22 protein-coding genes are annotated in these 26,826 nt (G+C 57.9%); 18 read left to right on the top strand and 4 right to left on the bottom strand.

All coding sequences use genetic code 11. From position 1 onward, the window contains the following. The first annotated feature begins 120 nt into the window (after positions 1–120). The 11 genes from trmJ (at position 121) to sseB (ending at position 8,870) form a co-directional block, all read left to right on the top strand. The gene (gene trmJ / locus CWR52_RS18195; protein WP_104950333.1) at positions 121–846 is read left to right on the top strand and encodes a tRNA (cytosine(32)/uridine(32)-2'-O)-methyltransferase TrmJ; all 726 of its coding nucleotides are present in this window, start codon (positions 121–123) and stop codon (positions 844–846) included. A 215-nt stretch (positions 847–1,061) separates the two neighbouring features. Next, on the top strand, positions 1,062–1,553 hold the full coding sequence (gene iscR / locus CWR52_RS18200; protein ID WP_045399615.1) for a Fe-S cluster assembly transcriptional regulator IscR: 492 nt from the start codon (positions 1,062–1,064) through the stop codon (positions 1,551–1,553). A gap of 119 nt (positions 1,554–1,672) precedes the next feature. Continuing rightward, on the top strand, positions 1,673–2,887 hold the full coding sequence (iscS, locus tag CWR52_RS18205; protein ID WP_008502157.1) for a cysteine desulfurase: 1,215 nt from the start codon (positions 1,673–1,675) through the stop codon (positions 2,885–2,887). 24 nt (positions 2,888–2,911) lie between these two features. Further along, positions 2,912–3,298, top strand: a complete 387-nt coding sequence (gene iscU, locus CWR52_RS18210) for a Fe-S cluster assembly scaffold IscU (RefSeq protein WP_003860661.1) — start codon at positions 2,912–2,914, stop codon at positions 3,296–3,298. Between the two features lie 13 nt (positions 3,299–3,311). Beyond that, positions 3,312–3,635 carry an iron-sulfur cluster assembly protein IscA gene (gene iscA, locus CWR52_RS18215; RefSeq protein ID WP_003860659.1) on the top strand — a complete coding sequence of 108 codons (324 nt, stop codon included), beginning with the start codon at positions 3,312–3,314 and terminating at the stop codon, positions 3,633–3,635. Positions 3,636–3,715: 80 nt separating this feature from the next. Beyond that, a complete protein-coding gene (hscB, locus tag CWR52_RS18220; RefSeq protein WP_104950334.1) occupies positions 3,716–4,231 on the top strand; it encodes a co-chaperone HscB in 516 nt (171 codons plus the stop codon). A 14-nt stretch (positions 4,232–4,245) separates the two neighbouring features. Next, positions 4,246–6,096 (top strand): Fe-S protein assembly chaperone HscA, encoded by a 1,851-nt coding sequence (gene hscA / locus CWR52_RS18225; RefSeq protein WP_104950335.1) that lies wholly within the window; start codon positions 4,246–4,248, stop codon positions 6,094–6,096. A gap of 1 nt (position 6,097) precedes the next feature. Further along, positions 6,098–6,433: an ISC system 2Fe-2S type ferredoxin gene (fdx, locus tag CWR52_RS18230; protein ID WP_003860652.1), complete on the top strand. Its 336-nt coding sequence runs from the start codon at positions 6,098–6,100 to the stop codon at positions 6,431–6,433. Position 6,434: 1 nt separating this feature from the next. Next, positions 6,435–6,635 (top strand): Fe-S cluster assembly protein IscX, encoded by a 201-nt coding sequence (gene iscX / locus CWR52_RS18235; protein WP_003860650.1) that lies wholly within the window; start codon positions 6,435–6,437, stop codon positions 6,633–6,635. A 60-nt stretch (positions 6,636–6,695) separates the two neighbouring features. Beyond that, on the top strand, positions 6,696–7,982 hold the full coding sequence (pepB, locus tag CWR52_RS18240; protein WP_104950336.1) for an aminopeptidase PepB: 1,287 nt from the start codon (positions 6,696–6,698) through the stop codon (positions 7,980–7,982). A 111-nt stretch (positions 7,983–8,093) separates the two neighbouring features. Next, entirely contained in the window at positions 8,094–8,870 is a 777-nt protein-coding gene (gene sseB / locus CWR52_RS18245) for an enhanced serine sensitivity protein SseB (RefSeq protein WP_032648693.1), read from the top strand. 17 nt (positions 8,871–8,887) lie between these two features. Here sseB and CWR52_RS18250 read toward each other — a convergent pair whose 3' ends face one another. The 4 genes from CWR52_RS18250 to CWR52_RS18265 all read right to left on the bottom strand — a co-directional run bounded on the left by CWR52_RS18250 (position 8,888) and on the right by CWR52_RS18265 (position 13,518). Continuing rightward, positions 8,888–9,658 carry a MurR/RpiR family transcriptional regulator gene (locus tag CWR52_RS18250; RefSeq protein ID WP_048029586.1) on the bottom strand — a complete coding sequence of 257 codons (771 nt, stop codon included), beginning with the start codon at positions 9,656–9,658 and terminating at the stop codon, positions 8,888–8,890. Beyond that, positions 9,658–10,503, bottom strand: coding sequence for a 3-mercaptopyruvate sulfurtransferase (gene sseA / locus CWR52_RS18255; protein ID WP_104950337.1), 846 nt, complete (start codon positions 10,501–10,503; stop codon positions 9,658–9,660). The genes CWR52_RS18250 and sseA overlap by 1 nt, the downstream gene beginning before the upstream one ends. Positions 10,504–10,593: 90 nt before the next feature. After that, a complete protein-coding gene (locus CWR52_RS18260) occupies positions 10,594–11,961 on the bottom strand; it encodes a 6-phospho-alpha-glucosidase (protein WP_104950338.1) in 1,368 nt (455 codons plus the stop codon). Between the two features lie 12 nt (positions 11,962–11,973). Next, a complete protein-coding gene (locus tag CWR52_RS18265) occupies positions 11,974–13,518 on the bottom strand; it encodes a PTS transporter subunit EIIC (protein WP_104950339.1) in 1,545 nt (514 codons plus the stop codon). A gap of 288 nt (positions 13,519–13,806) precedes the next feature. On the opposite strand from CWR52_RS18265, the gene CWR52_RS18270 reads away from it, so the two are divergent. The 7 genes from CWR52_RS18270 (at position 13,807) to hisS (ending at position 26,818) form a co-directional block, all read left to right on the top strand. Then, positions 13,807–18,759, top strand: coding sequence for an alpha-2-macroglobulin family protein (locus tag CWR52_RS18270; RefSeq protein WP_104950340.1), 4,953 nt, complete (start codon positions 13,807–13,809; stop codon positions 18,757–18,759). 1 nt (position 18,760) lies between these two features. Further along, positions 18,761–21,085: a peptidoglycan glycosyltransferase PbpC gene (pbpC, locus tag CWR52_RS18275; RefSeq protein ID WP_104950341.1), complete on the top strand. Its 2,325-nt coding sequence runs from the start codon at positions 18,761–18,763 to the stop codon at positions 21,083–21,085. Between the two features lie 156 nt (positions 21,086–21,241). Then, positions 21,242–21,673 (top strand): nucleoside-diphosphate kinase, encoded by a 432-nt coding sequence (ndk, locus tag CWR52_RS18280; protein ID WP_003860625.1) that lies wholly within the window; start codon positions 21,242–21,244, stop codon positions 21,671–21,673. Between the two features lie 169 nt (positions 21,674–21,842). Continuing rightward, the gene (locus CWR52_RS18285; protein WP_014171168.1) at positions 21,843–23,009 is read left to right on the top strand and encodes a bifunctional tRNA (adenosine(37)-C2)-methyltransferase TrmG/ribosomal RNA large subunit methyltransferase RlmN; all 1,167 of its coding nucleotides are present in this window, start codon (positions 21,843–21,845) and stop codon (positions 23,007–23,009) included. Positions 23,010–23,301: 292 nt separating this feature from the next. Then, positions 23,302–24,318, top strand: a complete 1,017-nt coding sequence (rodZ, locus tag CWR52_RS18290) for a cytoskeleton protein RodZ (protein ID WP_104950342.1) — start codon at positions 23,302–23,304, stop codon at positions 24,316–24,318. A 26-nt stretch (positions 24,319–24,344) separates the two neighbouring features. Next, the gene (gene ispG / locus CWR52_RS18295) at positions 24,345–25,463 is read left to right on the top strand and encodes a flavodoxin-dependent (E)-4-hydroxy-3-methylbut-2-enyl-diphosphate synthase (RefSeq protein ID WP_008502138.1); all 1,119 of its coding nucleotides are present in this window, start codon (positions 24,345–24,347) and stop codon (positions 25,461–25,463) included. An 80-nt stretch (positions 25,464–25,543) separates the two neighbouring features. Further along, a complete protein-coding gene (gene hisS / locus CWR52_RS18300; RefSeq protein WP_032622984.1) occupies positions 25,544–26,818 on the top strand; it encodes a histidine--tRNA ligase in 1,275 nt (424 codons plus the stop codon). The last annotated feature ends 8 nt before the right edge of the window (positions 26,819–26,826 follow it).

Here is a 26,826-nt window from a genome sequence, read left to right on the forward strand (position 1 = left end):
ACTGGATGTTAAAGAACAGGAAAATCGGCGCAGAGTATAGCAGCGGGATCGGATTATGTCTCCCGTTTATGATAATATGCCCGAATATTCTTCAGACACTGAATTCAGACATTAAAAATTATGCTGCAAAACATTCGAATTGTGCTGGTCGAAACATCGCATACCGGCAACATGGGCTCCGTTGCCCGCGCTATGAAAACCATGGGCTTAACGAACCTGTGGCTGGTTAACCCGCTGGTGAAGCCAGACTCGCAGGCCATCGCCCTGGCGGCCGGGGCCAGCGACGTGATCGGCAATGCCCAAATCGTCGATACCCTTGACGAAGCGCTGGCCGGCTGCAGCCTCGTTGTCGGTACCAGCGCGCGTTCGCGCACGCTGCCGTGGCCAATGCTCGATCCGCGTGAATGCGGCCTGAAAAGTGTCTCGGAAGCAGAACAGGCACCGGTTGCGCTGGTATTTGGCCGCGAGCGCGTTGGCCTGACCAACGACGAACTGCAGAAGTGCCACTACCACGTGGCGATTGCCGCCAACCCGGAGTACAGCTCGCTGAACCTGGCGATGGCGGTGCAGGTTATCGCCTATGAAGTGCGTATGGCGTGGCTGGCAACGCAGGAAAAAGCGGTTGAGCCTAAAGAAGAGACGGCTTACCCGCTGGTGGACGACCTTGAGCGTTTCTACGGTCACCTGGAGCAGACGCTGCTCTCAACCGGCTTTATCCGCGAAGGCCACCCGGGTCAGGTGATGAATAAGCTGCGCCGTCTGTTCACCCGCGCGCGTCCGGAAAGCCAGGAGCTGAACATCCTGCGCGGGATCCTGGCGTCGATTGAGCAGAAGAATAAAGAGTAGTGCCGATTTCCCCCTCTCCCTGTGGGAGAGGGTCGGGGTGAGGGCATCAGGCCTCACCTATGTTATGAAGGCACAGAAGGTTAAATACCTGACTAAAACAGTCAAGTAAATAGTTGACCATTTTAGTCAGGAATGTCAGACTTGGCCCTGCTATGCAATACCCCATTTTACAATAAAAAACCCCGGGCAGGGGCGAGTTTGAGGTTAAGTAAGACATGAGACTGACATCTAAAGGGCGTTATGCCGTGACCGCGATGCTGGACGTTGCGCTCAACTCCGAAGCGGGCCCGGTTCCGTTGGCTGATATTTCTGAACGACAAGGGATCTCCCTCTCTTATCTGGAACAGCTGTTCTCCAGACTGCGTAAAAATGGACTGGTTTCCAGCGTTCGTGGCCCAGGCGGCGGTTATCTGCTGGGTAAAGACGCGGGCAGTATTGCAGTTGGCGAAGTGATCAGCGCCGTTGACGAATCCGTTGACGCGACCCGTTGCCAGGGTAAAGGCGGCTGCCAGGGCGGCGATAAGTGCCTGACCCACGCGCTGTGGCGCGATCTGAGCGACCGTCTGACCGGCTTCCTGAACAACATCACCCTCGGTGAGCTGGTGAATAACCAGGAAGTTCTGGACGTATCGGGCCGTCAACACGGCCATGATTCCCAACGCAGCACCCGCGCGCAGGACGCTATCGACGTCAAATTACGCGCGTAATAAAACGATAAGTATTTCAGAATCAGGCCGGGGCGAAGACTCGCCCCGTGTACTCGGTCGTACATCCAGCCGGTTGCCTGATTCCTTGCATTGAAGCGATGTACGGAGTTTATAGAGCAATGAAATTACCGATTTATCTCGACTACTCCGCAACCACGCCGGTGGACCCGCGTGTTGCCGAGAAAATGATGCAGTGTCTGACCCTGGACGGAAACTTTGGTAACCCAGCTTCCCGTTCACACCGTTTTGGCTGGCATGCTGAAGAGGCGGTCGATATCGCCCGTAATCAGATTGCTGACCTGGTGGGTGCCGACCCGCGTGAGATTGTTTTCACCTCCGGTGCGACCGAATCCGACAACCTGGCGATCAAAGGTGCAGCCAACTTTTATCAGAAAAAAGGCAAGCACATCATCACCAGCAAAACCGAACACAAAGCCGTGCTGGACACCTGCCGTCAGCTGGAGCGTGAAGGGTATGAAGTCACCTACCTGGCGCCACAGAGCAACGGCATTATCGATCTGAAAGAGCTCGAAGCGGCCATGCGTGATGACACCATTCTGGTCTCCATCATGCACGTCAACAACGAAATCGGCGTGGTACAGGACATCGCGACCATCGGCGAAATGTGCCGCGCGCGCGGCATCATCTACCACGTGGACGCGACCCAGAGCGTGGGCAAACTGCCTATCGACCTGAGCCAGCTGAAAGTGGACCTGATGTCCTTCTCCGGCCACAAAATCTATGGCCCGAAAGGGATTGGCGCGCTGTACGTGCGTCGTAAGCCACGTATCCGCATCGAAGCGCAGATGCACGGTGGCGGTCACGAGCGCGGCATGCGTTCCGGTACGCTGCCTGTTCACCAGATCGTGGGCATGGGTGAAGCCTACCGCATTGCAAAAGAAGAGATGGAAACCGAGATGGCACGCCTGCGCACGCTGCGTAACCGTCTGTGGGACGGCGTGAAGGATATGGAAGAAGTGTATCTGAACGGCGATCTCGAGCAGGGCGCACCGAACATCCTCAACGTCAGCTTCAACTATGTTGAAGGCGAGTCGCTGATCATGGCGCTGAAAGACCTGGCGGTTTCTTCCGGTTCTGCCTGTACGTCTGCAAGCCTTGAGCCATCCTACGTGCTGCGTGCGCTGGGTATGACTGACGAGCTGGCACACAGCTCTATCCGTTTCTCTTTAGGTCGTTTCACTACCGAAGAAGAGATTGACTACACCATCAAGCTGGTTCGTAACTCCATTGGCCGTCTGCGCGACCTTTCTCCACTGTGGGAAATGTTCAAGCAGGGCGTGGATCTGAACAGCATTGAATGGTCACATCACTAATCGGTACATAAGGAGAATTCAATCATGGCATACAGCGAAAAAGTCATCGATCATTACGAAAACCCACGCAACGTTGGCTCTTTTGACAACAGCGATGAATCTGTTGGTAGCGGCATGGTCGGTGCGCCAGCGTGTGGCGACGTGATGAAGTTGCAGATTAAAGTCAACAATGAAGGTATCATTGAAGACGCGCGCTTCAAGACCTACGGCTGCGGTTCTGCTATCGCGTCCAGCTCCCTGGTCACCGAATGGGTGAAGGGCAAGTCTCTGGACGAAGCACAGGCAATCAAGAACACGGATATTGCTGAAGAACTCGAACTGCCACCGGTGAAAATTCACTGCTCAATTCTGGCAGAAGACGCGATCAAAGCCGCCATTGCGGATTACAAAAGCAAACGTGAAGCAAAATAATTGAGGTTTGAGTATGTCGATTACCCTTAGCGACAGCGCTGCCGCGCGAGTAAGCTCTTTTCTGGCGAACCGTGGTAAAGGCTTTGGCCTGCGACTGGGCGTACGTACCTCCGGCTGTTCTGGTATGGCTTACGTACTGGAGTTTGTTGACGAACCGGCGTCTGACGACACCGTGTTTGAAGACAAGGGCGTGAAGGTGGTGGTCGATGGCAAAAGCCTGCAATTCCTCAACGGCACTCAGCTGGACTTCGTTAAAGAAGGCCTGAACGAAGGGTTCAAATTCACGAACCCGAACGTCAAAGACGAGTGTGGTTGCGGCGAAAGCTTCCACGTTTAACCGCGCGTCATCCGAAACCCCACCGTGGCGTTACCCGCTACGCGTGGGGTTTGTTTTAACAGGCTACCCCTGAGATTGTTATGGATTACTTCACTCTCTTCGGACTACCCGCTCAATACCCGATTGATCTCCAGGCGTTGACGATCCGTTTTCAGGATCTGCAGCGTCAGTACCATCCGGACAAATTCGCGAGCGGTACTCAGGCAGAGCAGCTGGCTGCGGTTTCCCACTCTGCCACCATCAACCAGGCCTGGCAGACGCTGCGCCATCCGCTGGCGCGTGCTGAATATCTGCTCTCGCTCCACGGTTTTGATCTGGCGAGCGAACAGCATACCGTGCGCGACACGGCGTTTCTGATGGAGCAGCTGGAGCTTCGCGAAGAGCTCGATGAGATTGAACAGGCCAAAGACGAAGCGCGTCTGGAAAGCTTCATCACGCGCGTGAAGGGCATGTTCGATACCCGCCATCAGCAGATGGTGGAGCAACTGAACAACGAGACCTGGGAAGTGGCGGCAGATACTGTGCGCAAACTCCGTTTTCTCGATAAACTGCGAAGCAGTGCTGAACAACTCGAAGAAAAGCTGCTCGATTTTTAATTTCGGAAGCAATTATGGCCTTATTACAAATTAGTGAGCCTGGCTTAAGTGCCGCACCGCACCAGCGTCGTCTGGCGGTGGGTATCGATCTGGGCACCACCAATTCCCTCGTGGCGACCGTGCGCAGCGGCCAGGCGGAAACGCTGGCTGACGAGCAGGGGCGCCATCTGCTGCCTTCCGTGGTCCACTACCAGCAGCAGGGTCACGCGGTAGGCTATGACGCCCGCGCTAATGCCGCGCGCGATCCGGCGAATACCATCAGCTCCGTCAAGCGCATGATGGGCCGCTCGCTGGCCGATATTCAGACCCGCTACCCGCACCTGCCGTATCAGCTGCAGGCAAGTGAAAACGGCCTGCCGATGATTGCGACCGCGGCCGGTCTGCTGAACCCGATTCGTGTTTCTGCTGACATCCTCAAAGCGCTGGCTGAGCGCGCTACGGCAACGCTCGGTGGCGATCTGGACGGCGTGGTGATCACCGTTCCTGCCTACTTTGACGATGCGCAGCGTCAGGGCACCAAAGACGCCGCGCGTCTGGCGGGCCTGCATGTGCTGCGTCTGCTGAACGAACCGACGGCGGCGGCGATTGCCTACGGCCTCGATTCCGGTCAGGAAGGGGTGATCGCGGTTTACGATCTTGGCGGCGGGACGTTTGATATCTCTATCCTGCGCCTGAGTCGCGGGGTGTTTGAAGTGCTGGCGACCGGCGGGGATTCCGCGCTGGGCGGTGATGACTTCGACCATCTGCTGGCGGACTACATCCGCGAGCAGGCGGGCATCAGCGATCGCAGCGATGCGCGCGTACAGCGTGAACTGCTGGATGCGGCCATCGACGCCAAAATCGCCCTGAGCGATGCGCAGACGGTTACCGTCAATGTTGCGGGCTGGCAGGGTGAGATCTCTCGCGATCAGTTCAGCGATCTGATCGCCCCACTGGTGAAACGCACCCTGCTGGCCTGCCGTCGCGCATTGAAAGATGCGGGCGTTGAGGCGAACGAGGTGCTGGAAGTGGTCATGGTGGGCGGTTCGACCCGCGTGCCGCTGGTGCGTGAGCGCGTGGGCGAATTCTTTGGCCGCACGCCGCTGACTTCCATCGACCCGGACAAAGTGGTTGCCGTAGGTGCCGCGATCCAGGCCGATATTCTGGTTGGCAACAAGCCGGACAGCGAAATGCTGCTGCTGGATGTCATCCCGCTGTCGCTGGGCTTAGAAACCATGGGTGGCCTGGTGGAGAAAGTCATCCCGCGTAACACCACCATTCCGGTGGCGCGCGCGCAGGAGTTCACCACCTTTAAAGACGGCCAGACCGCGATGTCCATCCACGTGATGCAGGGCGAACGCGAGCTGGTGCAGGACTGCCGTTCTCTGGCGCGCTTTGCGCTGCGCGGCATCCCGGCGCTGCCTGCGGGCGGGGCGCATATTCGCGTCACCTTCCAGGTGGACGCCGACGGTCTGCTGAGCGTCACGGCGATGGAAAAATCGACCGGCGTGGAATCGTCCATCCAGGTGAAGCCGTCCTACGGCCTGACCGATGGTGAAATCGCCTCCATGATTCAGGACTCAATGAGCTACGCCGAGCAGGATGTGAAGGCGCGTATGCTGGCGGAACAAAAAGTGGAAGCCGCACGCGTGCTGGAGAGCCTGAACGGCGCGCTCGCTGCCGACGCCGCGCTGTTAAGCGCCGCTGAGCGTCAGGTGATTGACGAGGCTGCCGCGCGCTTACGCGCAGTCGCCGAAGGTAATGACGCTGACGCAATAGAAGAAGCCATTAAAAACGTTGATAAACAAACCCAGGACTTTGCTGCTCGCCGCATGGACAAATCTGTCCGCGTCGCGCTGAAAGGCCAGTCCGTGGACGAGGTTTAATATGCCAAAGATTGTAATTTTGCCTCATGCGGACCTCTGTCCGGATGGCGCTGTTCTGGAAGCGAAGACCGGTGAAACCATTCTCGATGTTGCCCTGCGTGCAGGTATCGAAGTGGAACACGCCTGTGAAAAATCCTGTGCCTGCACCACCTGCCACTGCATCGTGCGTGAAGGTTTTGACTCTCTCGCCGAGAGCACCGAAGACGAAGACGACATGCTGGATAAAGCATGGGGTCTGGAGCCAGACAGCCGCTTAAGCTGCCAGGCTGCGGTGACCGATGAAGATCTGGTCGTGGAATTCCCACGCTATACCATCAACCACGCACGCGAGCATTAATATGGGACTGAAGTGGACAGACAGCCGTGAAATCGGCGAAGCGCTCTACGACGCGAACCCGGATCTCGATCCGAAGACCGTACGATTCACCGACATGCACCAGTGGATCTGCGATTTAGAGGATTTCGACGACGATCCAAACGCATCCAATGAAAAAATTCTGGAGGCGATTCTGTTAGTCTGGTTAGATGAAGCAGAATAAATAACAAAACGGGCTGCCTTCAGGCGGCCCGTTTGCTAGTTGCTAATAAGGAAAAATAAAATGACCGAAGCGATGAAGATTACGCTCTCTACGCAGCCCGCCGACGCGCGCTGGGGCGAGAAAGCCAGCTACAGCATCAACAACGACGGTATTACCCTGCACCTGACGGGCAACGATGATTTGGGCCTGATCCAGCGCGCCGCGCGTAAAATTGACGGGCTGGGCATTAAGCATGTCTCCCTGGAAGGCGAAGGCTGGGACACCGACCGCAGCTGGGCATTCTGGGCAGGCTACAAAGGCCCAAAAGGCACCCGCAAAATTGAGTGGGCAAACCTCGACGAAGCCGGTCAGAAAGAGCTGGAAAGCCGCCTGAAAATTATCGACTGGGTGCGCGACACCATCAACGCTCCGGCGGAAGAGTTAGGCCCTGAGCAGCTGGCGCAGCGCGCCGTTGATCTCCTGTGCGGCGTGGCGGGCGACAAGATGTCCTACCGCATCACCAAGGGTGAAGACCTGCGCGAGCAGAACTACATGGGTATCCACACCGTGGGCCGCGGCTCCGAGCGTCCACCGGTGCTGCTGGCGCTGGACTACAACCCAACCGGCGATAAAGACGCCCCTGTCTTTGCCTGCCTGGTGGGTAAAGGCATTACCTTCGACACCGGCGGCTACAGCCTGAAGCAGAGCGCGTTCATGGACTCCATGAAGTCCGACATGGGCGGCGCGGCCACCATCACCGGCGCGCTGGCGTTTGCCATCACCCGCGGTCTGAAAAAGCGCGTGAAGCTGTACCTGTGCTGCGCGGACAACATGGTCAGCGGTAACGCCTTCAAGCTGGGCGACATCATTCGCTACCGCAACGGCAAAAACGTTGAGGTGATGAACACTGACGCCGAAGGCCGTCTGGTGCTGGCCGATGGCCTGATCGACGCGTCTGCCCAGAAGCCTGAGCTGATCATCGACATGGCGACTCTGACCGGTGCGGCGAAAACCGCGCTGGGTAACGACTACCACGCGCTGTTCAGCTTTGACGACAAGCTGGCAGCACGCCTGCTGGCCAGCGCCGCGGCGGAAAACGAACCGTTCTGGCGTCTGCCGCTGGCCGAGTTCCACCGTAGCCAGCTGCCGTCCAACTTTGCCGAGCTGAACAACACCGCCAGCGCGGCGTACCCGGCGGGGGCAAGCACCGCAGCAGGGTTCCTGTCTCACTTTGTTGAGAACTACCACGAGGGCTGGCTGCACATTGACTGCTCCGCAACGTACCGCAAAGCGGCGGTTGAGCAGTGGTCCGCGGGTGCGACCGGTCTGGGCGTGCGTACCGTGGCGAACCTGCTGACGGCTGAGTAATCCTCATTGCCCTCACCCTAACCCTCTCCCACGGGGAGAGGGGATGGTTTGCTCCCTCTCCCTTGAGGGAGAGGGCCGGGGTGAGGGGGAAATGCATCATCTGGAATTGTTATGTCAGATACCAAAAACGAATTAGAGACTCTGCTGGAACAGGCGGCGACCGAGCCCGCCCACCGTCCGGCCTTTTTCCGCACGCTGCTGGAGTCCACCGTCTGGGTGCCGGGTACCGCCGCGGAAGGTGAACAGGTCGTGGAAGACAGCGCGCTGGATCTGCTGCACTGGGAGAAAGACGACGGCACGTCGGTGATTCCGTTCTTCACCTCGCTGGAAGCGCTGCAGGAAGCGGTTGAAGACGAACAGGCGTTCGTGGTGATGCCGGTGCGTACCTTGTTTGAAATGACGCTCGGCCAGACGCTGTTCCTCAACGCCAAGTTGCCGACCGGGAAAGAGTTTACGCCGCGTGAAATCAGCCACCTGATTGGCGAAGAGGGCAACCCGCTCAGCACGCAGGAAGTGCTGGAAGGGGGCGAAACGCTGCTGCTGTCTGAAGTGGCCGAGCCGCCCGCGCAGATGATTGATTCCCTGACGACGTTGTTCAAAACGCTCAAGCCCGTCAGGCGCGCGTTTCTCTGCTCCATCAAAGAGCGCGCGGACGAAAAGCCGGTGCTGTTGATCGGTATTGAAGCCGATGGCGATTTCGACGAGATCGTTCAGGCGGCGGGCAGCGTGGCGACCGACACGCTACCGGGCGATGAACCAATTGATATCTGTCAGGTGAAAAACGGTGAGAAGGGCATCAGCCACTTTATTACCGAGCACATCACGCCGTTCTATGAGCGTCGCTGGGGGGGCTTCCTGCGCGATCTCAAAACCAACCGCATCATCTGATTTCAGCGGGGTGAATATCACCCCGTTGCTTCCAGCAGCAGTAAATCCATCAGCAGCACCAGATTCGACTCAAACGACGTCACCCCTGCGGCTTCGGCAGCGAAGTGTACCGCTTCGTCATAGAGCGCAAAGTGCACGTCGGCCATCTCCGCCAGCGTGTTGGCCGAGGCGCGGGTAAACGCGACGATGGTCATGCCGACGTTTTTGGCAATCCGCGCTTTATCCAGCACCTGCTCCGTTTCGCCGCTGCGCGAGACGGCAATAAACACCTGATAGCGCGCGGCGTTGCTGAGGAAAATATTCCTGCTGTCCCCCGGCCCGGAGATAAACGCCGTTTTACCCAGCACCTGCAGCTTCTTGGTCAGGTACTCCGCAAACAGATAAGAGAACCCGGCCCCGTAGAGAAAGAAACTCTCTTTCTGGCGCAGCAGGTTAGCAAACTGCTGGCGTTTGTCCTGGGTGACCCACTGAAAGGTGTGCTGATAGTTGGCGATAAACTGATTAAACAGCGCCGGGAGCTCAGGGGGCGATTGCCCCTGAACGGCAATGTGCGGCGTGTCGGTGAGCAGCTGCTTGCAGTGCCAGATAAACTCGCTAAAGCCGCTGAAACCCAGCTTCTGGCACAGCCGCATAATGGTGGCGGTAGAAACGAACGTCGCCTGCGCCAGCTCGCGAACCGTAATATTGCCCACCAGCAGCGGATGCTCCGTGAGGTGGGCGAGGACGCGATACTCCGCGCGGGTCAATGACGCTCCGCGCGTTAACAGCGTGGCCAGGCGGTTATCCATTATTTTGCGGGTTCGACAGGCAGATCGTCTCGCGCACCCCATTCGCTCCAGGCGCCGTCGTAGATCGTGACGTCGCTTATGCCGAGCGTGGCGAGTGCCAGAATGACCACGCAGGCCGTTACGCCGGAACCGCAGCTGGCAATCACTGGACGATGCAAATCAACCCCTGCCCGGTCAAAAATGGCGCGCAGTTCGTCAGTAGTTTTCAGCTCGCCCTCAAAAACCAGATCGCCCCACGGCACGTTCAGCGCGCCCGGAATATGTCCGCGCTTCAGCCCCGGACGCGGTTCATCCGCTTCGGCATTGAAGCGAGGAGCAGGGCGGGCATCGACGATTTGCGCCGTTTTTTCATGGCTCACGACCAGCACGTCGGTCAGGCGTTTTACCACGTGGGTGTCAAAGGTCGCGTCGAATTCACCTTCCGGCAGCGTGACATCACCCTGCTGAAGCGGCAGCTCGTCGCGCTTCCAGCCCGCCAGCCCACCGGCAAGAATCGAGACTTTTTCCACGCCGAAGTTTTTCAGCATCCACCACGCGCGCGGCGCGGAGAAGAGGTTACCTTCATCATAGACAACGAGGTGTTTGTCTTTGCTGATGCCCAGCTCGCGCATCGCCACGGAAAACGCTTCCGGGCGCGGCAGCATGTGCGGCAGGGGAGAGGTGTGATCGGAGAGGGCTTCAATATCAAAAAAAACCGCACCCGGCAGATGCCCGGCACGGTATTCACCGGGCACATCACGATGCTCTTGTCCCGGAGGGGCCATACGCGCGTCGATAATCTGAACTTCCGGATCGTCGCCGTGCTCAATCAGCCAGTCGGCAGCGACAAAATATGAGGTGGACATGGGTTGCCTCCATTCTTTTCCGTAAAAAAGGATTGTCGGTGTTTTTTCTGACACCGACAAGCAAACCACGTTCAACTCGCGAGCAAGCCCCTATTTTTTTACCGGTTCGCCGTCCTGCCAGGCTTTTTGCAGCGCTGGCCAGTAGTCGCGGTTGGCCTCGATCATCTCATCCAGAATGGCTTTTGCATGTTCCATGGTTGGCACGGTGCGGTTGAGGGTAAACGCCTGCAAGGCTTTCTCATAGCTGCCTTCGATAGTCGCCTCCACCAGCAGCTGTTCAGAGGCGAGCTGCTGTTGCAAAAGCGTCTGATGAAACAGCGGCACCTGACCAATACGGACAGGCTCCGGCCCTTCGGAGGTGATATAAGCGGGCACTTCTACCACGGCATCGTAAGGCAGGTTGGTAATCGCCCCGCGGTTTTCCACCATCACCAGATGGCGGCTTCTCAGGTTAAAGGCCAGCGAACAGGCCACATCGACGATAAACTCGCCGTGGACGCCCACGTGGAAGGCATCCGGCAGGATCCCGGTGCGCTTGTATTCTTCAGCTGCGGCGAACAGCTTTTTCTCGCGCCCGTCCATCACTTCATTGGCGCGGGTATAGTCCGGGTTCTGATGCTCCACAATCTGGTTCGGCATCAGGTAATACTGCAGATACGGATTCGGCAGATACTCCGGGAAGTTGTCCATGATCGGCTTAATGTTGCGCCAGGTTTTCACCCACGACGGATCCGAGTGCTGCGGGTCGGTTTTGGCGGCATCTTCCGTCAGCAGGCCAAACTTCGCGATATGTTTGCGTAGCTCCGGTAATTTGTCCTCGCCGTCCACCAGCACGCGGGTAAACCAGCCGAAGTGGTTCAGGCCAAAGTAGTCCACCTCCAGTTTGCGACGATCGACACCCAGAATGGCCCCCATATTACGCATCGCCGCGACCGGCATATCGCAGATGTTCAGCACCCGCGCATTTGGCCGCAGGCGGCGCACGCCCTCCGCGACGATCGCCGCCGGGTTGGAGTAGTTCACGATCCAGGCTTTTTCATGCGCGTAGCGATCGACCAGATCGATAAGCTCCACCATCGGCAGGATGGTGCGCAGACCGTACGCCAGCCCGCCGGGTCCGCACGTTTCCTGGCCGACCACGCCGTGACGCAGCGGGATCTTCTCATCCTGCTCGCGCATTTTATACTGGCCGACGCGCATCTGGGCGAAGACGAAATGCGCGCCGCTGAAGGCCACTTCCGGGTCACTGGTGACGGTAAATTTGATGCGCTGACTGTGGTCGCGAATGACCTTCTCGACGACGGGCGCAATGGTGTTCTGACGCGCCTCGTCGATATCATAGAGGCGGATTTCGGCCAGCGGGAAATCCTGCAGGCGCACCATCAGGCTTTTCACAATACCCGGCGTGTAGGTGCTACCGCCGCCGGCAATCGACAGAATGAATGGGGGTGTAAACATCTTTAGCTCCTTTCAGAGAAACGTCTCAACGGCTTCTCGCATTTTTTTGACATGCAGCCCATAGACCACCTGAACGTTGTTACCTTGTTTGATAATCCCTTTCGCGCCGGTCGCCTTCAGACGCGGCTCGTCGATAATGGCGACGTCCTTCACCGTGACGCGTAATCGGGTGTAGCAGTTGTCCACCACTTCAATATTTTCCCGACCGCCCAGCCCCACCACGATGGATTCGCCCAGCCCGTCGTTATTGCCTTTAGCCTGGTACTCCTGCTTGCTGTAGAGGCGCGTCTCCTGGTCCTCATCTTCACGGCCCGGCGTTTTCATGTTGAAGCGCAGGATTAGGAAGCGGAACACCACGAAGTAGAGGGCGAACATGATCAGCCCGACCACGATGTACATCGGCCAGTTGGACTTGGCCGTGCCGAGCGGCAGGTTGTAGAGGATGAAGTCGATAATCCCGTTGGCGCCGATGGCGTGAACGCCCAGCAGGGAGAGCAGCATCATGCCGATGCCGGTCAGCACCGCGTGCACCACGAACAGCAGCGGGGCGACGAACAGGAAGGAGAACTCAATCGGCTCGGTGACGCCGACCAGCAGCGAGGTCAGCGCCGCCGGGATCAGAATGGCTTTCGCAATGGTTTTACGCTCAGGCTTTGCGGTCATATACATCGCCAGCGCGGCGGCAGGCAGGCCGAACATCTTGCTGATGCCGCGCGCATCCCACACCACGGTGCTGCTGAGCTGCTTCACGTCCGGGCAGGCCATCTCGGCGAAGTAGATATTGCGCGCGCCCTGATAGGTTGCGCCGCACACCTCCTGCGTGCCGCCCAGTTCGGTATAGAGGAACGGCGTATAAACCAGATGGTGCAGTCCTGTGGGGACCAGAATGCGTTCCAGGAAGCCGTAGATGGCCACGCCAAACGGTCCGGAGCCTTTTATGGCCAGCGCCAGGGCGCTAATACCGTGCTGGGCAAACGGCCACAGTTCGCTCATCACCACGCCGAGCAGCATGGAGACGGGAAGCATCACAATGGCGACAAAACAGTGGCCGGAGTAAATTGCCATCGCGCCGTTAAACTGTACGCCGGAATATTTATTGTACAGATATCCCGACAGCGCCCCGGTCAGGATCCCGGCGAAAACGCCCATCTCCAGCACCTGGACGCCCAGCACCATGGTCTGCCCGGCCGCCTTCATTTCGGCTGCAGGCGCCAGCGCGCCCTGCAGCTGCAGCGTGACGTTCATGGCGTTGATGAATACGACAAAGGTGACCAGGCCAATCAGCGCGGCATAGCCTTTATCGCGCGTCGCCAGACCAATCGGAATACCAACGGCAAACACCAGCGCCAGGTTCACCAGCACCGACACGGCCGATTTCGCGATAAGCTGACCAAGATGCTGAATCAGCGGATGGCCAAGAAAGGGCAGGTATTCAGCGAGATTACCGTTACCCAGCACGTTACCAAAGGCGATAAACAGACCGACGATCGGTAAGATAAGCACCGGTCCGTACAATGATTTTCCGAAATTTTGTAGGGCGTTCACGGCTCGTTTCATGGCTTTCTCTCTTATTGAACCGCGCACTCGGGGTGCGTCATGGTTATAAAACTAGCAGCCTTCAGGGACGCTTATCCAGCTATCCTCTTGTTTTAAAAACAAATGACGTGAAAGGTAACATGTGACGTTTGGGGCTGTGATCGCGGTTCCATCACGGCGTAGCGGCGTGTTGCCATTCTGCGAGGCGCTTTCCAGATTCTAAAATTGGACTTTTTGAATTAATGAAACTTGCGGATAATACTTATCCGGACGACGACCAACAGGCCCCCTCAGGGCCAGGGACAAAGGATGAAACCGTTTCGCTTAGCCGCGCTCTCCCTTGCGCTGATTACCACGTTTACGCTTGTCGGCTGTGATAACAGCGACGATAAATCTCAGGCTGCGGCTCCCGCGGCAACCACCGCATCCACACCGAAAGCCGCGGAAAAGCCAAATGCTGAAACGCTGGCTAAGCTCGCCGCCCAGAGTCAGGGAAAAGCGCTGACCCTGCTGGATGCCTCTGAAGTTCAGCTCGACGGTGCCGCCACGCTGGTGCTGACATTCTCGGTTCCGCTGAATCCCGATCAGGATTTCGCGAAAACCGTGCATGTCGTGGACAAAAAAAGCGGCAAAGTTGACGGGGCGTGGGAACTTGCGCCTAACCTGAAAGAGCTTCGCCTGCGTCATCTGGAGCCCAACCGCAACCTGGTCGTCACCGTTGAACGGGACCTGCAGGCGCTGAACAAGGCGACGTTCGGCATTGATTATGAGAAAGCCCTGACCACCCGGGACGTTGAACCCACCGTCGGGTTTGCCAGCCGTGGCTCGCTGCTGCCGGGTAAGGTGGTGGAAGGGTTGCCGGTAATGGCGCTTAACGTCAACAATGTTGACGTCAACTTCTACCGCGTGAAGCCGGAATCGCTGGCTTCCCTTGTCAGCCAGTGGGAGTACCGTAACTCGCTGACCAACTGGGAATCCGACAACCTGCTGAAGATGGCGGAGCTGGTTTACACCGGTCGCTTCGATCTTAATCCGGCGCGCAACACGCGCGAAAAATTGCTGTTGCCCCTGAAGGATATTAAACCGCTCCAGCAGTCTGGGGTTTACATCGCGGTCATGAACCAGGCCGGGCACTACAACTACAGCAACGCCGCGACGCTCTTTACCTTAAGCGATATTGGACTGTCCGCTCACCGTTATCATAATCGCCTGGACATCTTCACCCAGAGTCTGGAGAACGGTGCGGCGCAGTCCGGCGTGACCGTCACGCTGCTGAATGACAAAGGGCAGACCCTTGCCGAAGCGAAAAGCGACGGCGATGGCCACGCAAAGCTTGAGACCGACAAAGAGGCCGCGCTGATCCTGGCCAGTAAAGACGGCCAGACCACGCTGCTTGACCTCAAGCTGCCGGCTCTTGATCTGGCGGAGTTTGATATCGCAGGGAGTCCGGGCTACAGCAAGCAGTTCTTTATGTTTGGCCCACGCGATCTCTACCGCCCGGGCGAAACGGTGATCCTCAACGGCCTGCTGCGCGACAGTGACGGTAAGCCACTTCCCGATCAGCCCGTGAAGCTCGACGTGCTGCGTCCGGATGGACAGGTCGCGCGTACCATCGTCGTCAAGCCGGAGAACGGCCTCTATCGCTTTAACTATCCGCTGGACAGCGGGGCGCAGACCGGCATGTGGCATATTCGCGCCAACACGGGCGATAACCTGCAGCGTCTGTGGGACTTCCACGTTGAAGACTTCATGCCAGAGCGTATGGCGCTCAACCTGAGCGGACAAAAAACGCCGGTTTCACCGCAGGATAACGTCGACTTTAACGTGGTCGGCTATTACCTGTATGGCGCTCCGGCCAACGGTAACTCTCTGCAGGGCCAGCTCTTCCTGCGTCCGCTGCGTGACGCGGTGGCCGCGCTGCCGGGCTTCCAGTTTGGTGATATCGCTGAAGAGAACCTGAGCCGCAGCCTGGATGAAGTGCAGCTTACGCTGGACGAGCAGGGACGTGGGCAGGTTTCTACTGAAAGCCAGTGGAAAGAGGTGCACTCTCCGCTGCAGTTGATCCTGCAGGCCAGCCTGCTGGAGTCGGGCGGTCGTCCGGTAACGCGTCGTGCTGAGCAGGCCATCTGGCCCGCAGCGGAATTGCCGGGTATTCACCCTCAGTTCGCCAGTAAAGCTGTTTACGACTACCGCACCGATACGACCGTCAACCAACCGATTGTTGATGAGAACGGCAATGCCAGCTTCGACATCGTGTATGCCGATGCCAGCGGCGCGAAAAAGGCCGTTTCCGGGTTACAGGTTCGTCTGATTCGCGAGCGTCGGGACTACTTCTGGAACTGGTCTGAGAGCGAAGGCTGGCAGTCTCAGTTCGATCAGAAAGATCTGGTCGAAGGTGAGCAGGAGCTGACGCTTAAGGCCGATGAAACGGGTAAAGTCACCTTCCCGGTGGAGTGGGGCTCTTATCGTCTGGAGGTGAAAGCGCCTGATGATGTGGTCAGCAGCGTGCGCTTCTGGGCGGGGTACAGCTGGCAGGATAACAGCGACGGCACCGGCGCTGCACGCCCGGACCGCGTGACCTTGAAACTGGATAAGCCAGCCTATCAGCCGGGCGACACCATCAACCTGCACATTGCCGCGCCAGCCGCAGGCAAGGGCTATGCGATGATCGAGTCCAGCGAAGGGCCGCTGTGGTGGAAAGAGATCGACGTACCGGCAAACGGACTGGATCTCGCTATCCCGGTCGACAAGGCCTGGAAGCGTCACGACCTCTACCTGAGTACGCTGGTGGTACGTCCCGGAGATAAATCCAAATCCGCCACGCCGAAACGCGCGGTTGGTCTTCTGCATCTGCCGATGGGTGACGAAAATCGCCGCCTGAATATTGCGCTCGATAACCCGCAGAAAATGCGTCCAAACCAGACGCTCTCGGTGAAGGTGAAAGCCAGCGTGAAAGAGGGGGCCGTGCCGCAGAAGGTGAACGTCCTGGTATCGGCGGTGGACAGCGGCGTGCTGAATATTACCGATTACGTTACGCCCGATCCGTGGCAGGCTTTCTTCGGCCAGAAGCGCTATGGCGCGGACATTTACGATATCTACGGCCAGGTCATCGAAGGGCAAGGCCGCCTGGCCGCGCTGCGCTTTGGTGGCGATGGAGATGAACTGAAGCGCGGCGGCAAACCGCCGGTGAACCACGTCACCATCATTGCCCAGCAGGCACAGCCGGTCACGCTGGATGCCAACGGGGAAGGCACAATTACATTGCCGATTGGAGACTTCAACGGTGAGCTGCGTCTGATGGCGCAGGCCTGGACGGAAGAGGATTTCGGCAGCAGCGAAAGCAAGATTATCGTGGCCGCGCCGGTCATTACCGAGCTGAATACCCCGCGCTTCCTGGCAAGCGGAGATACCTCACGCCTGACGCTGGATCTCACCAACCTGACCGACCAGCCGCAAACGCTGAATATCGCCCTGAACGCGACAGGCAAACTGTCGCTGGAAGGTGGACAGCCGCAGCCGGTTCAGCTGCCACCGGGGGCGCGCAGCACGCTGTTTATTCCGGTGCGCGCGCTGGACGGTTATGGTGACGGTGAAGTGACCGCGCAGGTGACCGGCCTGCAACTTCCGGGCGAGACCTTCGCCCCGCAGCAGAAGAGCTGGAAAATCGGCGTGCGTCCGGCGTTCCCTGCGCAGACGGTCAATACCGGTGCCATGCTGAACCCTGGCGAATCGTGGATCGCACCGGCGCAGCACAGCAACGGTTTCTCTCCTGCCACCCTGCAGGGACAACTGTTGCTGAGCGGCAAACCACCGCTCAACCTGGCGCGCTATATTCGCGAACTGCAGGCCTATCCGTATGGCTGTCTGGAGCAGACCACCAGCGGTCTGTTCCCGTCGCTCTACACCAACGCGGCGCAGCTGACTGCACTTGGCATCAAGGGCGACACCGATGACAAGCGCCGTGCAGCGATTGATATTGGCATCTCCCGTCTGCTGCAGATGCAGCGTGAAGACGGTGGTTTTGCGCTGTGGGATAAAAACGGTCCGGAAGAGTACTGGCTGACGGCCTATGTGACCGACTTCCTGGTACGCGCGGGCGAGCAGGGTTACAGCGTGCCTGCCGATGCGGTGAATAATGCCAATAGCCGATTGCTGCGCTACCTGCAGGATCCGGGCATGATGTCCATTCGCTACAGCGACGATACGCAGGCGAGCAAGTTCGCCGTGCAGGCCTATGCCGCGCTGGTGCTGGCACGTCAGCAAAAAGCGCCGCTGGGCGCGCTGCGTGAAATCTGGGATCGTCACGCTCAGGCGGCGTCCGGCCTGCCGCTGATGCAGCTGGGCATGGCGCTCAAGCTGATGGGCGATGCCCCGCGCAGCCAGCAGGCGCTGGATCTGGCGCTCAAAACGCCGCGCAACGACAGCAAAACCTGGATGGCCGATTACGGTAGCCAGCTTCGCGATAACGCGCTGATGCTCTCTCTTCTTGAAGAGTACAAGCTGCTGCCGGATGCGCAGAATACGCTGCTGAATGCTCTGTCTGAAGAGGCCTTCAGCCAGCGCTGGCTGTCAACGCAGGAGAGCAATGCGCTGTTCCTGGCAGGACGTTCGCTGCAAACCTTGTCTGGGGCGTGGCAGGCAACAACCAGTCTTTCAGAACAAGCGCTGAGCAGCGATAAATCGCAGATCCAAAACGTCAACGGGGACCAGCTTGGCGCACTGCAGGTCACCAATACCGGGACAACGCCGCTGTGGGTACGCCTCGACAGCACCGGTTATCCGGAATATGCCCCTCAGCCAACGTCTAACGTGCTGCAGGTTGAACGCCATATTCTGGCAACGGATGGCAGCACGAAGTCACTCTCTTCACTGAAGAGCGGTGAACTAGTCCTGGTATGGCTGGAAGTCAAAGCCAGCCAGAACGTGCCGGATGCGCTGGTGGTGGATCTTCTCCCGGCAGGTCTGGAGCTGGAAAACCAGAACCTGGCGAACAGCAGCGCCAGCCTGCAGGACAGCGGTAGCGAAGTGCAGAACCTGCTCAGCCAGATGCAGCAGGCTGATATTCAGCATATGGAATTCCGCGATGACCGCTTTGTGGCTGCCGTGCCGGTAAACGAAGGCCAGCCGGTCACGCTGGTCTATCTGGCCCGTGCCGTGACGCCGGGAACCTACCAGGTGCCGGTGCCGATGGTGGAGTCTATGTACGTTCCGCAGTGGCGGGCAACGGGGGCGGCCAGTGGCCCGCTGATTGTTGTTCCGTAATATGCGAATGGCACGTCTGACACGCTCCCGCTGGCTATGGCTGGCGGGAGCGCTTCTCGTTTTATGGGGGCTGATTGTCGCCGCCGACCGCCTGTGGCCGTTGCCTTTGAAAGAGGTTAACCCCGCCCGGGTGGTGGTGGATGAGAAGGGCACACCGCTCTGGCGTTTTGCCGATAGCGACGGGATCTGGCGCTACCCGGTTACCATTGAAGAGGTCTCTCCCCGTTATCTTGAGGCGCTGATCCAGTACGAAGATCGCTGGTTCTGGGATCACCCCGGCGTAAACCCGCTTTCTGTCCTGCGCGCTGCCTGGCAGGATCTCAGTTCCGGGAAAGTCATCTCTGGCGGAAGCACGCTCACCATGCAGGTGGCACGCCTGCTGGACCCGCATCCGCGCACCTTCGGCGGTAAAATTCGCCAGCTCTGGCGTGCCATGCAGCTGGAGTGGCATCTTTCCAAGCGCGAAATCCTGACGCTCTATCTCAATCGTGCCCCATTTGGCGGTACGCTGCAGGGCGTGGGTGCGGCAAGCTGGACGTATCTCGGCAAGCCACCGTCGCAGCTCAGCTATTCCGACGCGGCGCTGCTGGCGGTGCTGCCACAGGCACCGAGTCGTTTACGTCCGGATCGCTGGCCTGAACGGGCCGAAGCGGCGCGAAATAAAGTGCTCGACCGCATGGCGACGCAGGGTGTCTGGTCCGCAAAGCAGGTCAAAGAGTCCCGTGAAGAATCGGTATGGCTGGCGCCCCGGCAGATGCCGCAGCTGGCGCCGCTCTTTGCTCGGATGATGCTCGGCAAAAGTCGCGACACGAAAATTGTCACCACGCTGGATGCCGGACTGCAGCGGCAGTTGGAAGAGCTGGCGATGAACTGGAAATCCCGCCTGCCGGCACGCAGCTCGCTGGCGATGATCGTGGTCGATCATACCGATATGAAAGTGCGCGGCTGGGTGGGATCGGTGGATATCAACGATGACACGCGTTTTAGCCATGTGGATATGGTCAATGCGATCCGATCGCCGGGATCGGTGTTAAAACCCTTTATCTACGGCATGGCGCTGGATGATGGCCTGATCCATCCCGCCTCGCTGCTTCAGGACGTTCCCAGAAAAACCGGTGATTATCGGCCCGGGAATTTTGACAGCGGGTTTCATGGACCGGTTAGCATGAGTGAAGCGCTGGTGCGCTCCCTCAACCTGCCCGCGGTACAGGTACTGGAAGCCTACGGGCCAAAACGTTTTGCCGGGATGCTGAGCAACGCAGGCTTGCCGCTGATCCTGCCTGCGGGGGCGCAGCCGAATCTGTCTCTGATCCTCGGTGGGGCAGGCGCGCGGCTGGCCGATATCGCCGCGGCCTACAGTGCCTTTGCCCGACACGGTAAGGCGGGAAGGCTGCGGTTACAGCCAGGCGATCCGCTGACTGAACGTCCGCTGTTATCAGCGGGATCGGCGTGGATTATTCGCCGTATTCTGGCCAATGAAGCGCAGCCGCTGCCGGATAATGCGCTACCCCAGGTTGCGCCGCTGGCGTGGAAAACCGGTACCAGCTACGGCTACCGTGATGCCTGGGCCATCGGTCTGAATGCCCGTTACGTGATTGGCATCTGGACCGGACGACCGGACGGCACACCCGTGGCGGGACAGTTCGGGTTTGCCAGCGCGGTTCCGCTATTAAACCAGGTCAATAACCTGCTTCAGTCGCGCTCAACGGTAGATGAAGCCCGCCTGCCGCGCGACCCGCGTCCGGAGAGCGTCGGGCGGGGCGTGATCTGCTGGCCGGGCGGCCAGTCGCTGCCGGAAGGGAGTGAAAACTGTCGGCGTCGCCTGTCGACCTGGCTGCTGGAAGGCAGTGAACCGCCCACGCTGCTCCTGCCCGAACAGGAGGGCATACGTGGGATCCGTTTCCCGGTCTGGCTGGATAAAACCGGCAAACGCGTGGCCGCAGATTGCCCGGATGCTACTGAAAAAGTCCTGGATGTATGGCCGCTGCCGCTGGAGCCGTGGCTGCCTGCAACCGAGCGTCGTGCGGTACGGGTCCCGCCTTCATCAACAACCTGTCCTCCGCTGTCTCAGGACGCACCTGCGCCACTCATCCTGACCGGCGTGCGTGAAGGGGCCGTTATTAAACGTCTGCCGGGGGAATCCCGCGTTTCGCTGCCGCTTCAGGCGACCGGCAACAGCGGTGAGCGCTGGTGGTTTTTGAACGGTGAACCGCTGAGTGTGAAGGGAAGGGTTTACACATTACAGCTTGATAAGTCAGGCGATTATCAGTTACTCGTCATGGATGAGACCGGGCAGGTCGCGACGGTGAATTTTACGCTGCAGTGATCTGAAAACAGCTTTCAGATGTGAGCTGTTGCTAAAACTCGTCTTATTTTAAAAAAATGTTACCTGAATCCATAGGCAATGGCGCCATTGCTCATTATAATCCGCGCCACACCATACTCAGGTATGCAAAACAACAGAACATTGACAGAGGTTATCATGGCTATTGAACGTACTTTTTCCATCATCAAACCAAACGCGGTGGCAAAAAACGTTATTGGCAGCATCTTCGCTCGCTTTGAATCTGCAGGGTTCAAAATTGTTGGCACCAAAATGCTGCACCTGACCGTTGAGCAGGCTCGCGGCTTCTACGCTGAGCACGAAGGTCGCCCATTCTTTGACGGCCTGGTGGAGTTCATGACCTCCGGTCCAATCGTGGTATCCGTACTGGAAGGCGAAAACGCCGTACAGCGTCACCGCGACCTGCTGGGTGCAACCAACCCGGACAACGCGCTGGCAGGAACTCTGCGCGCTGACTACGCTGACAGCTTCACCGAGAACGGCACCCACGGTTCTGACTCTGTTGAATCTGCCGCACGCGAAATCGCTTTCTTCTTCGCAGAAGGCGAAGTGTGTCCACGTACCCGTTAATTTAACGGTTTCGTTTACACATTATTTTCGTAAATGCCGCGTCCAGACGTGGCATCCCTGCGTCAGACTTTGTACAATGCAACGCCCCGGACGAGCAGACCGCTTTCCGGGGCGTTTCTATTCAACCCTCCATGGGCCATAACGTGTAACAACGAGGCCGGTAAATATTATGTCTGAATTAGTAAATACCTCCGAAGTCGCCATTCCTGCGGTTCCCAATAAAAATGGAAAAATCAACCTGCTGGATCTGAACCGTCAGCAGATGCGCGAGTTCTTCAAAGAGATGGGCGAAAAGCCGTTTCGTGCCGATCAGGTCATGAAGTGGATGTACCATTACTGCAGCGACAATTTTGATGACATGACTGACATCAACAAGGTCCTGCGCAACAAGCTCAAAGAAGTGGCTGAAATCCGTGCACCGGAAGTGGTGGAAGAGCAGCGCTCCGCGGATGGCACCATCAAATGGGCAATTGCGGTCGGCGATCAGCGCGTTGAAACCGTCTACATCCCGGAAGAAGACCGCGCCACGCTGTGCGTCTCCTCTCAGGTTGGCTGTGCGCTGGAGTGCAAATTCTGCTCAACCGCGCAGCAAGGCTTTAACCGTAACCTGCGTGTTTCAGAAATTATCGGCCAGGTCTGGCGTGCCGCGAAAATCGTGGGCGCGGCAAAAGTAACCGGCACGCGCCCTATCACCAACGTGGTGATGATGGGGATGGGTGAACCGCTGCTGAACCTGACCAACGTCGTTCCGGCGATGGAAATCATGCTGGATGACTTTGGCTTTGGTCTGTCCAAGCGTCGCGTCACGCTGTCGACCTCCGGCGTTGTGCCTGCGCTGGACAAGCTTGGCGACATGATTGACGTCGCGCTGGCGATCTCCCTGCATGCACCAAACGACGAAATTCGTGACGAAATTGTGCCGATCAACAAAAAGTACAATATCGAAACCTTCCTCGCCGCCGTACGTCGCTACCTGGAGAAATCTAACGCCAACCAGGGCCGCGTGACCATCGAGTACGTGATGCTGGACCACGTCAACGACGGCACCGAACATGCGCATCAGCTGGCTGAACTGCTGAAAGATACGCCGTGCAAAATCAACCTGATCCCATGGAACCCGTTCCCGGGCGCGCCGTATGGCCGTAGCTCGAACAGCCGTATCGACCGTTTCTCCAAGGTACTGATGGAGTATGGTTTCACCACCATCGTGCGTAAAACCCGTGGTGATGATATTGATGCCGCATGTGGACAGCTGGCTGGTGATGTTATTGACCGCACCAAGCGTACTCTGCGTAAACGCATGCAGGGCGAGACGATCGCGGTTAAAGCTGTTTGATTATTATGCACTCGCGGCGCATTATCTGCGCCGTGAGACATAACCTTACTGAATAATCAGTCAGATTCGTGAAGACTGATCAATAATTACGGTGCGTTTCATCCGACTTTCGGGCAGTATGTAACGACGTAACAACAGTTTAGCCGTACGGGCAGGGCTGTACTGTCATCTCCGGGCTGACAGTCTTATACTCTCTGTTCAAGGTTAACTGACCAGAAGTTTCGCGGTGCGGGTGGCATTGTGACTCACCGGCGCCTGAACCCTTTTTTTCACGTACCAGTAGTTGTAGCGAATGAATACTGAAGCCACTCACGACCAACATGAAGCACTCTCCACTGGCGTTCGTCTTCGCAACGCCCGTGAACAACTCGGACTCAGCCAGCAAGCCGTTGCGGAACGCTTGTGCCTGAAGGTTTCCACGGTTCGCGATATTGAAGAAGATAAGGCGCCTGCCGATCTGGCTTCAACTTTCCTGCGCGGTTATATCCGCTCTTACGCAAAACTGGTGCACATCCCCGAAAACGAATTACTGCCAATGATGGAGAAGCAGGCCCCGGTCCGTGCAGCAAAAGTTGCGCCGATGCAGACCTTCTCCCTGGGGAAACGTCGTAAAAAACGTGATGGCTGGCTGATGAGCTTTACCTGGCTGGTGCTGTTTGTGGTGGTCGGTCTGACCGGTGCATGGTGGTGGCAAAACCACAAGGCGCAGCAGGAAGAGATCACCACCATGGCCGATCAATCCTCCGCCGAACTCAACCAGGCTGGAAGTGATAACAGCCAGAGCGTGCCGCTGAGTACCGACGGTGCGGCGTCCTCCAGCGAGCCACAGACCGCCGCGACCGATGCGCCTGCAACCGATGCTGCGCAGGCACCAGCCGCAACGGCTAACACCGCTGCGCCACAGGCTCAGGATCAAAACGCGGTGGTTGCCCCTTCTCAGGCAAACGTTGATACCGCGACCAACGCGCCAGCGGCCACTCAGCCTGCTGACAACGGCGCTGCCTCACTGCCAACCAACCCGGCTGGAACGGCTGCGCCAGCAGCAGACCCGAATGCGCTGGTGATGAACTTCTCTGCTGACTGCTGGCTGGAAGTCACTGATGCGACAGGTAAAAAACTGTTCAGCGGCCTGCAGCGCAAAGATGGCACGTTAAACCTAACGGGCCAGGCTCCTTATAAACTTAAAATCGGCGCTCCGGCAGCGGTACAGATCCAGTATCAAGGAAAACCTGTCGACCTGAGCCGCTTTATCAGAACTAACCAGGTTGCACGTCTTACCGTTAATGCCGAACAATCAGCAGCACAGTAACAGACGGGCAACGCGGGAGATTTTTCATGCATAACCAGGCTCCGATTCAACGTAGAAAATCGAAACGGATTTACGTTGGGAATGTGCCAATCGGCGATGGGGCACCTATCGCCGTTCAGTCGATGACCAACACGCGCACCACCGATGTGGAAGCGACGGTCAATCAAATCAAAGCATTAGAACGTGTCGGCGCGGATATTGTTCGCGTCTCTGTCCCGACCATGGATGCGGCTGAGGCGTTCAAACTGATCAAACAGCAGGTCAGCGTTCCGCTGGTGGCTGATATTCACTTCGACTACCGCATCGCACTGAAAGTGGCCGAATACGGCGTCGATTGCCTGCGTATTAACCCGGGCAACATCGGTAACGAAGAGCGTATCCGCATGGTCGTGGACTGCGCCCGCGATAAAAATATTCCTATCCGTATCGGCGTTAACGCCGGTTCCCTGGAAAAAGATCTGCAGGAAAAATACGGTGAGCCGACGCCACAGGCGCTGCTCGAATCCGCGATGCGTCATGTCGATCATCTCGATCGTCTCAACTTCGATCAGTTCAAAGTCAGCGTAAAAGCCTCCGACGTGTTCCTTGCCGTAGAATCTTATCGCCTGCTGGCAAAGCAGATCGATCAGCCTCTGCACCTCGGGATCACCGAAGCGGGCGGCCTGCGTAGCGGCTCGGTAAAATCCGCGATCGGTCTGGGGCTGCTGCTCTCTGAAGGGATCGGTGACACCCTGCGCGTCTCGCTAGCGGCCGATCCGGTCGAAGAGATCAAGGTCGGCTTCGATATCCTGAAATCACTGCGTATTCGCGCGCGTGGGATCAACTTCATTGCCTGCCCAACCTGTTCGCGTCAGGAGTTTGATGTGATCGGGACGGTGAATGCCCTGGAGCAACGTCTGGAAGACATTATCACCCCGATGGACGTCTCTATCATCGGCTGCGTGGTGAACGGTCCGGGTGAAGCACTGGTGTCAACCCTGGGCGTGACCGGCGGTAACAAGAAAAGTGGTCTCTATGAAGATGGCGTTCGTAAAGATCGTCTGGATAATAGCGACATGATCGACCAGCTTGAAGCCCGCATCCGTGCGAAAGCCGCAATGATGGACGAGACACAGCGTATTAACGTTCAGCAGGTTGAAAAATAACGTGATGGGAAGCGTGCCGCTTCCCATGTATGATTGAACCCATTCTTTGGGTTTTTTTTGTATATAGAAAGAGAATAAACGTGGCAAAAAACATTCAAGCCATCCGCGGCATGAACGATTATCTGCCTGGCGAAACCGCCATCTGGCAGCGCATTGAAGGCACGCTGAAGCAGGTGCTCGGCAGCTACGGTTACAGCGAAATCCGTTTGCCGATTGTAGAGCAGACCCCGTTATTCAAACGCGCGATTGGTGAAGTCACCGACGTGGTTGAAAAAGAGATGTACACCTTTGAGGACCGCAACGGCGACAGCTTGACCCTGCGTCCGGAAGGGACGGCGGGCTGCGTACGCGCCGGCATCGAACATGGTCTTCTGTACAATCAGGAGCAGCGCCTGTGGTATATCGGCCCGATGTTCCGCCACGAACGTCCTCAGAAAGGTCGTTATCGCCAGTTCAATCAGCTGGGTGTGGAAGTCTTTGGCCTGCAGGGCCCGGACATCGACGCTGAACTGATTATGCTGACCGCCCGCTGGTGGCGTGCGCTCGGTATTGCCGATCACGTTTCCCTCGAGCTGAACTCTATCGGTTCTCTGGAAGCGCGCGCTAATTACCGCGATGCGCTGGTGGCGTTCCTGGAACAGCATAAAGAGAAGCTGGACGAAGACTGCAAACGTCGCATGTACAGCAACCCGCTGCGCGTTCTGGATTCCAAAAACGCAGATGTTCAGGCACTGCTGAACGATGCGCCTGCGCTGGGTGATTATCTGGATGAAGAATCTCGCGAACACTTCGCGGGCCTGTGCAAGCTGCTTGAAGCGGCTGGCATCGCCTACACCGTAAACCAGCGCCTGGTACGCGGTCTGGACTACTACAACCGTACCGTGTTTGAGTGGGTGACCACCAGCCTCGGCTCTCAGGGCACCGTGTGCGCGGGCGGTCGTTATGACGGTCTGGTTGAGCAACTTGGCGGTCGCGCAGCGCCTGCTGTTGGCTTTGCAATGGGCCTTGAGCGACTTGTTTTGCTGGTTCAGGCAGTTAATCCGGAATTTAAAGCAGATTCCGTTGTCGATATATACCTGGTGGCCTCAGGCGCGGAAACGCAGTCTGCGGCAATGCAGCTTGCCGAACGCGTGCGCGATGCGCTGCCGGGCGTTAAGCTGATGACCAACCATGGCGGCGGCAACTTCAAAAAACAGTTTGCTCGTGCCGATAAGTGGGGCGCAAGTATCGCACTGGTGCTGGGTGAGTCCGAAGTGGCCAACGGCGAAGTGGTGGTGAAAGACCTGCGCTCTGGTGAGCAGACAACGGTAACGCAGGACGGCGTTGCGGCGCACTTGCGCACTCTATTGGGCTAAGGAGAAGG

Source organism: Enterobacter sp. SGAir0187 (assembly GCF_002952735.2).
In the GTDB taxonomy this organism is placed as follows: domain Bacteria; phylum Pseudomonadota; class Gammaproteobacteria; order Enterobacterales; family Enterobacteriaceae; genus Enterobacter; species Enterobacter quasiroggenkampii.